The organism is Dolichospermum sp. UHCC 0315A (assembly GCF_008121535.1).
Classification (GTDB): Bacteria; Cyanobacteriota; Cyanobacteriia; order Cyanobacteriales; family Nostocaceae; genus Dolichospermum; species Dolichospermum lemmermannii.
Map to the genome: position 1 here is coordinate 2,208,042 of NZ_CP043056.1, position 11,572 is coordinate 2,219,613.

The window sequence follows — 11,572 nt, forward strand, 5'->3', positions numbered from 1 at the left end:
TAAGATGTATATAGAGCAGGTATTGGGAAATACACTCATGGCCGACAATACCAATTTGTCCATTGCTCAAAGTGCAGTTCAACAAGAAAAAGTCCAAGTCCAATATCACAACATCCAAATACCAGATTTAGCACTATCTTTAGCTCCTCTGGGATTTATTTTTGTTTGGGCTATATTTCTCCTACTTTTTCATAAAATCCGCACCAATACAGATGATCGGGTATGCGTGAAAAGTAAAATTCTACAAAAAGTTCCCTGTAAAAAATGTCAATTTTTTGCCAATAACCATTATTTAAAATGTGCTGTCAAACCTGATTCTGTTCTTACAGAAGCAGCCATAGACTGTTCTGAATACGTGCCTAAAAAAGTTAGCTTTTCCCATAAAAATTTATTTCGCTAAAAAGCGTCTGTTTGGTTGTTCCTTTATTTCCCATGCCAAAAATCATTGATGCACCGACATCAAATGTATATCCTTGGCTTTGAAAATAACCGGCACTACCACCGGGAATAAGATAACTTTCAAAAACTATAACTTTTGCACCTTTAGCTGCTAATTGGGTCGCTGTCACTAAACCACCAATACCAGAACCAATAACAATGACATCAAATAATTCAGAATTCAGAATTCATAATTTGTAATTTAATCCAAAAAAGAGGGAAAAGTCTGCTGCTGCTGACTAATCCCGCCTGCTGATTCTTGAATGCTTTGTTATACAGCGATCGCTTAACAATTATTTATCTTTCGCGATCGCCCCCAAAATCAAAACCAAAATATCACAATATTGTCCGATCTAATGCTTTTTTATACAGCGTTAGCTTGCGTTGCGGAGCAAATCGCATCAAAATCCATCTCCTGAAGGCGATTCCTAGGTCGCGCTTCGCTATCGCGATACCAGTCAAATCAAAATTTTTTATATTTGGGTTAGTATTATATAAAGAAATCACTCAGTTAGTCATATAAACGAATCGCTTTGTCTAAAAATTAAAAGGACTTGAATAATATGAGAGCATAAATAAACGGAGTAATCTGTAGTTTATGTGAACCAAACCACCCTGAGCGTAGTCGAAGGGTAAACGTTATCTAGGTCATAACACCTTGGGATTCGCTAGTCCCCTGCCATGTTGCTACTTATTAAACAATCCGCAAGGATAGTGTATTTAGCATAACAAGCTCAGATAACAAGGTTGAAGCAAACATTACCCTGGAAAGGTGAAATTTAAATGTCTAATTTTGTTCTAGTTCTTGATACCAACAAAAAACCACTTACTCCAATCCATCCAGGAGATGCACGTTTTTTATTAAATCAACAAAAAGCTGCTGTATTTAGAAGATTTCCATTTACCATAATTTTGAAAGAACCTAAATCTGACGTTCCAACTCAACCGATTGAATTAAAAATAGATCCAGGAAGTAAAACTACAGGTTTTGCGTTAGTTCAAAATAATAAAGTCATCTGGGGTATGGAATTACAACACAGAGGTTTAGCTATTAAAGAAAGCCTAGAAACTCGAAAAGGAGTAAGGCGAGGAAGACGTTCTAGACATACTCGTTATCGTCAAGCTAGATTTCTTAACCGCACTAAACCTCAAGGTTGGTTAGCACCTTCTTTAAGCCATAGAGTTTTAACTATTAACACTTGGGTCAAAAGATTATGTAATTTTGCCCCAATAACTGACATAGTTCAAGAGCTTGCTAGGTTTGACCTACAGCAGCTAGAAAACCCGGAGATATCAGGCTTTGAGTATCAACAAGGAGAGTTACAAGGGTATGAAGTCCGTGAATATCTTTTGAATAAATGGAATAGAAAATGTGCATACTGTACTGCTGAAAATGTCCCTTTACAAGTTGAGCATATTAAACCAAAAGCCAAAGGAGGAACTAATAGAATTTCTAATTTGTGTCTAGCTTGTGAGAAATGTAATATCAAAAAAGGTACTCAAGATATTGAGAAGTTTTTAGGAAAAAAGCCTGAGTTGTTGAAGCAAATTTTATCCCAAGCCAAGCGGACACTAAAAGATGCGTCTGCTGTAAATTCAACGAGATGGGCTTTATTTAATAAGTTAAAAGAAACTGGATTACCTATAACAACAGGTTCAGGAGGTTTAACTAAGTTTAATAGAACTCGTTTAGGATTGCCTAAAACTCATTGGATTGATGCTGCTTGTGTAGGGAAAGTTGAAACTCTCAAAATACTTACAACAAAAATTTTAACAGTAAAAAGCACGGGGCATGGTTGCAGAAGATTCTGTAGGATCAATAAATTTGGTTTTCCTTGCACCGAGCCTAAAAAAATATTCACTCATGTTTCTACAGGAGATTTTGTTAAGGCTACTTTGCACAAAGATCGTAAAAACATAACTTCTGGAAGGTATGTAAGTCGTGTTAAAACTCCCACAAAAAACGGATGTGAGATTGTTATCAATGGTTTTAGAGTTGAATTTTCAACAATGAAAGATATTACTAAGGTTCATTGTAGTGACGGATATAGCTACGTTTGACTACGGAAAACTACAATTTTATGAGATTAAATGCAGAGACAGTTATCTTAGAAAAAATAAAGGATAAAGTTTGGACTGATGAAGAGTTTATGGCTTTAGCTGATGATGGCAATCGTTACGAAATTGTAGATGGAGAGTTGATATTGATTAGTTAGCGATAGCGAACGCATTGCGTCCCACGCTGCCCTATCGGGTCACGCGTGGGGCTTCTGTCGGTTTAAGCTAAATATCCTCTAAACAATCACAAAATGATTGACATTCAATGTTCCTGTTAATCCTGTAACTTCAATAATGGCATCATTAGCCGCATTAAACCCTGCGGTTGCATCATTAATAGCCACAAAGGTTTTTTGTCCAAAACTGAATTGAGCCGCAAAATTTGACCCAAAGGCTGCGGCTGTTAATTTTGCCCCCATACCAGCAGCATCCAGGGTATTAACTGCTCCCACATCCACAAACCCGGCTCGTGCGGTAGAAACACGGAATAAATCATTACCTGTGGTGGCGTTGAAGTCAGTAATCACATCAAAGTTAGCTAAGAGAGAATCAGTAAGATTTTGGTAAACAAACTTATCAGCACTTAAACCACCAGTTAGAGTATCTTTACCACCCCCACCAGTGAGAATATCATTATTTGCACCACCGATGAGGATATCGTTAGCACTAGTACCTGTCAAAGTCAGACTAGAGGGATTGCCAATAGAACCATCACCATTTGCACCTATCCCAAATTTAGTTTCTTGGGTAAAAGCATCAGCAGAATTTAATGCGTATTGTCCCTCAGAAGAAACCCAATTCCAGTTACTATCTAAATTCCAGATATGCAGGAAGTTTCCAGAAATGTTTTTCCAAAGAACTTGATTAACGCCATTGACAGTTTCTGCGGCTATCGTTTGCCATCCTGAACCGTAGATATCTTGGTAGATTTGTTGTCCACCATTTTTAATAGCAATTGGTGTATTTGTTCCTACTTGAGCAAAGTATTTGTTGGTTGGATCTTTGACTAATTTAGTATTACCTGCTGATTCAATTGGGGTGTAACCGATAACACCATCACCATTAGCATCTATGGCAAAGTTATTTTCTTGAGTTAAAGCTTCTGCCGAATTCAATCCCCAATTTCCTTCAGAAGAAACCCAATTCCAGTTACTATCTAAACTCCAGATATGCAGATAGTTTCCAGAAATGTTTTTCCAGAGAACTTGGTTATCCCCATTGACAGTTTCTGCGGCTATCGTTTGCCATCCTGCGTAGATATTTTCGTAGATTTGTTGTCCACCATTTTTAATAGCGGTTGGGGTATTTGTTCCGATTTGGGTAAAGTATTTGTTGGTGGCATCTTTGACTAGTTTAGTATTACCTGCTGATTCAATTGCAGTATAAGGATTGCCAATAACACCATCACCATTAGTATCTATGCCAAAGTTATTTTCTTGAGTTAAAGCTTCTGCCGAATTTAATCCCCAATTTCCTTGAGAAGAAACAAAATTCCAGTTACTATCTAAACTCCAGATATGCAGATAGTTTCCAGAAACGTTTTTCCAGAGAACTTGGTTATCTCCATTAACCTTTTCTGCGGCTATCGTTTGCCATCCTGAACCGTAGATATCTTGGTAGATTTGTTGTCCACCATTTTTAATAGCAATTGGGGTATTTGTTCCGACTTGGGTAAAGTATTTGTTGGCTGCATCTTTGACTAACTTAGTATTACCTGCTGATTCAATTGCAGTATAAGGATTGCCAATAACACCATCACCATTAGCATCTATGCTAAAGTTAGTTTCTTGAGTTAAAGCTTCTGCCGAATTCAATCCCCAATTTCCTTCAGAAGAAACCCAATTCCAGTTACTATCTAAACGCCAGATATGTAGATAGTTTCCAGCTACATTCTTCCAGAGAACTTGGTTATCCCCATTGACAGTTTCTGCGGCTATAGTTTGCCATCCTGAACCGTAGATATCTTGGTAGATTTGTTGTCCACCATTTTTAATAGCAATTGGGGTATTTGTTCCGACTTGGGTAAAGTATTTGTTGGTGGCATCTTTAACTAACTTAGTATTACCTGCTGATTCAATTGGGGTAAAAACATCATCATTAGTAATAGTTCCGGTAACAGAGGTAGTGGTAAGAGTTGCATTATTGGTAGGATTGGAGAGGGTGATAATAAAGTTCTCATCGGGTTCAACTGTCGTATCTCCACTGACGTTAACCGTAATTACCTTAGAAGTTTCATTCGCAGCAAAGGTAAGGATTCCAGATGGTAAAGTTCCACCAAAGTCTGTCGCATTGGCAGGATTAGTCCCTGTACCCGTGACAGTCCAGTTAACGGCATTTATTCCTGTGGTTGAACCAGAGCGCGTGACGGTGAAAGTAAAGGCTTTATTGCCCGAATTTCCTTCGGTTTGAGTGGCATTTGTGGGGGTAATGGCTATTAAAAGACTAGATTGAGTAATCCCAACCACAAAACTTAGATCAAAACTTGGATTTGTTAATTCAGACCTAGTAAAATACTTCCCATTGCCTGCATTATCGTAAAAAGAAATATCTCTAACTTGCCAAGTTCCAACTTCAGCAAAGCGAGGCAAGGTTAAAATTTTCTGGTAGACTCCATTTAGAGCATCTCCAGAAACTCGATCATAATTAGGCCAAATAGTATTAGAAATGCCTTGTTTTCCAGATGGACTGACAAAAACAATTCCCGCTGAATTTACTCCAGAGAAATCATCGCTTAAACCTAACTTAATTTGAATGGATTGAGATTGGTTAGAGATATCAACTTGATCAGAAATAACATCGAAGTAGGTTAATTGAGGAGGATTAAGATCGATATTAGATATATCATCATTTTGAATTATCCCCGTAGCCGTTGCAGTAGTAATTGTCGCGCCATTAGTAGGACTGGACAGAGTGACAATAAAGTTCTCATCGGGTTCAACTGTTGTGTCTCCGCTGACGTTAACCGTAATCACCTTAGAGGTTTCATTCGCAGCAAAGGTAACAATTCCCGACGGTAAAGTTCCACCAAAGTCAGCAGCATTAATGCCTGTTCCTGTTACAGCCCAGTTTACGGCATTTGTTCCTGTCGTTGTACCAGATCGTGTAACTGTGAAATTAAAGGCTTTATTGCCCGAATTTCCTTCGGTTTGAGTAGCATTTGTGGGAGCGATCGCTAGATTAACAGTTTGAACTACATCATCATTGGTAATTATTGCCGTAGCCGTTGCAGTGGTAATTGTCGCGCCATTAGTAGGACTGGATAGGGTGACAATAAAGTTCTCATCTGGTTCAACTGTTGTATCTCCACTGACGTTAACCGTAATTACCTTAGAGGTTTCATTCGCAGCAAAGGTAAGGATTCCAGATGGTAAAGTTCCACCAAAGTCTGTCGCATTAGCAGGATTATTCGCTGTACCCGTGACAGTCCAGTTAACGGCATTTGTTCCTGTAGTTGAACCAGAGCGCGTGAGGGTGAAAGTAAAGGTTTTATTGCCCGAATTTCCTTCGGTTTGAATGGCACTTGTGGGGGTAATTGCTAGGCTAGTGTCATCATTGGCAATAGTTCTGGTGACCGCTCCAGTAGTTTCCACAATATAACCAGTACCAGAAGCTAAAGTTAAGGCAACGGTTTCATCACTTTCTACCGTGGTATCAGCAGTGGGGTCAACTGTAACTGTAGCCGTGGGAGACCCAGCAGCAAATGTGACGGTTTTGGTGGTTTCTGTGGTGGCAATTCCTGTATAATCAGTGCCTATTGTGGCAGTTCCGCCGACGGTGTAGTTGACGGTGAGGGCATTACTAGTAACTCCGTTGCGGGTGAAGGTGTAGATGAGGTTGGTTGTTCCATCTTCGGTGACAGAAGCTGGCGAGACGGCTAGGGTAATGACTGGAAGGTCATCATTTTCTTCCTGTCCTTGTACTTCCAAAATTTCCCAATCGAGAAATGCCGATTCTTTAGACAAATTTGCCGATTGATAACGAATTTGAGAGTCTATATTGAAGATAATTTCTTGATTAATCTCTAAATCTTGCCATGCTTGTCCCAATGGATTGAAATGCTGCCAGTTACCTCCAGTGGCTTCGGTGACTCTTGTAATTTTAATTTTTAATGACTTTTCAGCATAAGACGATATATCTTGAGAGAAATCAGCGAAAGTGTAATACTGTTTTTCAACCCCTGGGGCTGCATAAAATGGTGAGCTAAGATAATAGCCTGATAGAGTGGGATGTCCAGAAAAATAATTGAGGGTGAGGCGCTCATTAACTGAGCTAAAGTCTAATCCAGTAGGATCAGAATTAAGATTACTAGTTTGATCATTATCTAAACTCTGAGACAATCTTTGCAGATATTGTTCAAAATTCTCTTGAGACTGATTAGCAGAATTGAGTTGGGAGTCTAGGAAACTCAGGTAAACTTGGATAGCGTCGAAATGATTACTACCGTAAAAGAATTTATTTACTGATTCAGGCAAATAATAATCTAAAGAGTCAGTAGTCTTCCCATCTGAATAACCTGACCCGATTCTTGTCGTTCCTAAATTTTGCTTTAGGGTTGGGAAAACATAGTGATATAACCCTTGGTAATCACTACGAATCACCTCAACTTTTTGAGCGACGCTGTCAGGATTTACTATTTGAGATTGTTGAATGTTTAAAGTTGGTTCTAGGACAACGATTTCTTTAAGCTTTTGATTTTTGTTTTCCAGAGTCCACTGACCGATTTTAGTTGCCAGTTGATAACCTAATCCATGACCTATAATATTGACTTTACTGGGATCTAAATTATATTCCCCGAACAACTTCTGGGCGAGTGCTTGGGCTGATTTATCAACTTTAGTCTGGATTCGCTCCGAATAATTAAACGTATCTATATATTCGGTTGCTAGAAGATTGCTCCAGTTAATAATAAGAACGTTAGATTCTTGATTATTAGCTACTTTCTCTAGACGTTTTATTCGACTACCTAACTCAGGAGTCCATTGTTGATAGAGACTATCATCTTCTCCGTGAATTATAATGGTAGTTGGTAATCTATTATCTGGGGTAATTAGAGGTTGAGAAAGCTTAATTTCTTGAAGGTTTTCAATTTTGCTTTCAATACCATCCAAAAGAATTGGATCTTCGGTGCTAAACGATGAACCATCAGTATTCCACTTTATAGATACATCCGTTGATACATTATATCCTGTTAACTGATTAATTCTTTCTTCTTCAATATCGTTTAAACGTTTTTTATATTCTTCAAAATCGGACGAAATATCAATAATCTGTTTTGATTTATAGAGGATGTTTAACCAATTGATCGGTAACGAAGGTCCGAAAAAATCTGTCATCTCTCCAATAACGGAACTCGAAAGTTCTAAAAAAGCTAGACTTGATGCCACCACTGAATAAAATTGAGGATTGTTCTTGGGTAGTAAGTTCTCAATAATTCTGAAGCCAACTCCAACAAAAAGATTTGTAAAAGAACCTAGTCCGTCAACTTTGAGCAATTTACTTGCTATATAATCCCAAGGCAAATCTTCAAGCCACTCGCTTACTTCTCTAAGAATTCCCCAATCTTTTATATCATCAATTACGTTGATAGTTGCTCCAAGTTTATATATGTCTTTAATCGCGTCAATATAGTCACCTGTAGCGATCGCCATTCCACCTTTATAAATGTTGCTTAACGCTTTTCCAGATTTACCAATAATTTTGACCAGAGTATCTTCACTAACACCCAAGACACTTGCGCCGTCAGGTAATGCTTTTATTGCTCCTCCCGCACCCAACAGTGCCGATTGAACTCCATAGTAAATAGCCTTTAACACATCACCGTTACGAATAGCGATAATAGCTTGATTAACGGCAGCCATAACACCAATAGTTAGAGCTAGGGTTGAACCCGCAGTAACGAAGGAGGCAGCGATTTGAAGTACAGTACCTGTAGCTTCTAATAAAAAGTCGAATAAGGTTTTTTGGCGTGCTTCTCGCTCGATTTGTCTTTGTTCTAAAATATCGGCAAAAATTGTTCTAGCCTTTTGGGCTAATTCTGTGGATATTTTGTTAGCACTTTCGGCTAGGCGAACTTCTGTTAAGACATTGAGAACTTGATCAGAAAGAATTGATTTATCTGTTAAATAATTCTCTCTGGTTTGTATTGCGTTCCATAACTTATCTGCCGCTGATTTAAGATCGGTTTCAGCCGTTTGTAATAGTTGACTATCATCCTCTGCTTCGGTTGCTAATTTTTCTAACTCTTTCCGATACTCGCTTTGTTGATCAATTAATTTTTCTGTAACCTCTTTAATATTCTGTTTGATTTCAGATGCTTCTTTCCCTGCTAGTGCATCACTGAGGTCTTGATTAACTTTATTTAATAACTGTTCGATATCGTCGGGAAGCAGAGGACTTTTCTGCAAGCGATCGATTTGCTCCTGTAAGTCGATAATAGCTTCTTGATTATTGCCTGCTTCTACTATGGGAGTGATTTCTAAACCTAAATTACGCCCGATTTCGATTAAGGAAGCCTGCAAGGTTGACTCTATATCCGCCCGTTGATAAATTTCAACTTGAGTCGCTAATCGCTGTTTTTGATAATTTAAAGCTAATGCTTCTAGAGCTATCTGACGGGCTGTATTTCCTTCTATATCACTGGCAAAGCTTTCAGCATAACGTATTTCTAATTCAGCCAATTTCAAATTGACCTGTTGAATATCTAAGAGGTTTTTGATAATTCCTTTGGTAACATCTTGTAATCTTTCTAATGCGGCTTGACGCAATTGTAATTTTTGTAAGGTGGCCTGTTGTGCCTCCGTTGTCTGGTTTAAGTCGGCAATTTCAGACCGCAATTTATCGTAGCTGGCTTGACTCTCTTTGATTTTTGCATCTAAAACTGCTTGCTGGGCTTGGGCTTGCTTAATCGCCAGTCCTGCTTGATTAGCATCCACTTCTGCTGACCGTTTGAGGGTACGTTGAGTCATTAACTCTTTACGAAAACTTTTGGCTAATTTCTTATCTTCAGGGGTGGCGATTCCTCCCGCGAAGAAATTACCCGTATCGCTGAGTAGGTCTGTAAAGTCTTGCCAGAAAATATCGGCGGCTACGGCTAAACCTCTTAATTTAGCCATTTCTAAAATTTTTGTTACCCGCGTCTCGCCGTTATCTTTAATCTTCTGCAAAAGTTTGATAATATCTGATTCTGCAGTATTAATATTGTCGATTACCTGCTTTGATTCCTCAAACTTACCTTTAGTAAGATTCAGGCTGTTAACTAAATCTTTTAAGGTGTCGTGCGAGTCTTTTACGCTGTCTAAATACTCATCGTTGACGCTATCGAGATAAATCGTAATCTGGTCGATATTTTTGGTTAGTATAGTGCTACTATCTAAAGCTTCTTGCGCTAAAAGTTGAAGTTCCTGTAAAGAATTCTGAGCTTGCTCTAACTCTTGACGTAGTAAACTATATTCTCTCCCACCGTTATCGAAATAGGCATCAACTAACTCTAATTCTTTTAACAGTAAGGTTTGCTGTGCGTCTAATGCCTCTTCGTGTTCGCCCAAAGCTGCGAGGCGATCTTTTAGTAAGCTTTCATTGTGGATGAGAAGCTTTTGCACGCTATTCAGGATAGTTCCAATCGATGGTTTCTGGTCACTGCTGTTAACGAATTCTTCCAGACGAGTTCTTACATCGTTAACACTTTCCAGTTGTAAGGCTAAACTTTGACGCTTTTGAGTAACCCAAGTTTTAGCATCTTCGAGCTTACCTAAAAGACTGATATTTTCGGCTTTATATTGAGATTTTAGCGGTATTAACTCATTATAAACCTGCTGTAATTGATCCGCACTTTGATTAAAGTCTGACCACTGCTGTTTGACAGTTTGATAAGCGTTGGTCGCTTTTTGTTGAGCTTCCGTCAGTTGATTTTTTAAATCTGGTAGTAAGGTTTGTAGATTATTAATCGCATTCTGATATTCTTGGCTTTGGACGTTGCCAAGATTAATGACGTTGATGAGCGATCGCAGTTGATTCAGACGACCTTCCACCACATTAGCCTGATCGTTGGCAATTTTCCACGCCGAATTAACTGCTTGGGCTTTCAATAATTGATCGTTGAGAGACTCAGCGATATTGAGATTATACTGGGGGTTATCCAAATCTCCGTCCCGTCCTAAAATTTTGTAGGCAGATTTCCGAGCGGCTTTAGCTCGATTGGTGAAATCTTCGTAATAGAGCCAGTAACTATTGAGATGGGTAATCTGGACGCTAATTTCTTTTTTCCCCAATAAACCTCGCGTATAAGTGTTGCGAGTTTCTGTGCTGATAGCATCGTCAGGAAGATCAAATCCTAATTCATCTTTCAGGGTTTTCTTGAGTTCTTTATGCTTACCAAGATATTCTTGAGCTGATTTTTCGTAAAATTCTGCTGTTTTAATATGAGCTTCGGCTGAAGCTTTTCTCGCCTTGACATCGCTATCAATTTCGGCAAGAAATTCACTACTTTCTTGATATTTATCGCGGATGGTTCCAATAACGCTTAAAACATTGAGATCACCTATACCTGCGTCCGCTAAAAGTTTATTTAGGGCTGTTTCCGCACTGGTTAGGGAAGCTAGGATCGATTTGTAATCGGGGCTATGTTTATCTAGATAATCTTTAATCTGAGTGTATAAACTCTTTCTTTCCGATTCGAGTCTGAGTTGTTCGATCGTCAAGGAATTTAAATCGAGTTCTATAATACCCCGTAGTTTTTTCTCACCGCTTGCCGTTTGCCATAGTCCAAAACGGTTGATATAAGCATAATCTAACTTGTTACCATTATCTTGATCGCCCCAATTTTGAAAACCATTACTCTGACCACTAACCCAGCCCCATTGACCTTCTTTGGTTTTATCTGTATACCCAATCCAATATTGAGTTCCAGCTTCGATTTTTCCAGTAGGGGTAGCGGCAAAAATACGCCTTAAAATAAATTGCTGTTCGCCTTCACTATTTATCGTAACGAGATTTCCGCCTATATTCTTAGCGAACTCTTGAATCTTTTCCCAAGTATCTGCCTCTGGCGTAAGTAGGTCGGCGTTAAAAAATCAATCTA

Annotated in this window: 4 protein-coding genes and 2 pseudogenes; 3 read left to right on the forward strand and 3 right to left on the reverse strand. The window is 38.7% G+C overall.

The window, feature by feature from the left end; all coding sequences use genetic code 11:
* Positions 1–4: 4 nt before the first annotated feature.
* Positions 5–400: a hypothetical protein gene (locus BMF77_RS10790; protein ID WP_148762744.1), complete on the forward strand. Its 396-nt coding sequence runs from the start codon at positions 5–7 to the stop codon at positions 398–400.
* Positions 401–413: 13 nt separating this feature from the next.
* On the opposite strand, the pseudogene BMF77_RS10795 reads toward BMF77_RS10790, so the two are convergent.
* A pseudogene (locus tag BMF77_RS10795) lies at positions 414–623 on the reverse strand (FAD-dependent oxidoreductase); the annotation flags it as partial.
* 598 nt (positions 624–1,221) lie between these two features.
* On the opposite strand from BMF77_RS10795, the gene iscB reads away from it, so the two are divergent.
* Positions 1,222–2,499, forward strand: a complete 1,278-nt coding sequence (iscB, locus tag BMF77_RS10800; protein ID WP_148762746.1) for an RNA-guided endonuclease IscB — start codon at positions 1,222–1,224, stop codon at positions 2,497–2,499.
* Between the two features lie 20 nt (positions 2,500–2,519).
* The gene (locus tag BMF77_RS28630) at positions 2,520–2,654 is read left to right on the forward strand and encodes a hypothetical protein (RefSeq protein ID WP_256370347.1); all 135 of its coding nucleotides are present in this window, start codon (positions 2,520–2,522) and stop codon (positions 2,652–2,654) included.
* Positions 2,655–2,732: 78 nt separating this feature from the next.
* On the opposite strand, the gene BMF77_RS27275 is transcribed toward BMF77_RS28630, so the two are convergent.
* On the reverse strand, positions 2,733–11,192 hold the full coding sequence (locus BMF77_RS27275; RefSeq protein WP_210422334.1) for a Calx-beta domain-containing protein: 8,460 nt from the start codon (positions 11,190–11,192) through the stop codon (positions 2,733–2,735).
* Between the two features lie 90 nt (positions 11,193–11,282).
* A pseudogene (locus BMF77_RS28995) lies at positions 11,283–11,516 on the reverse strand (lectin-like protein); the annotation flags it as partial.
* Between the last annotated feature and the right edge of the window lie 56 nt (positions 11,517–11,572).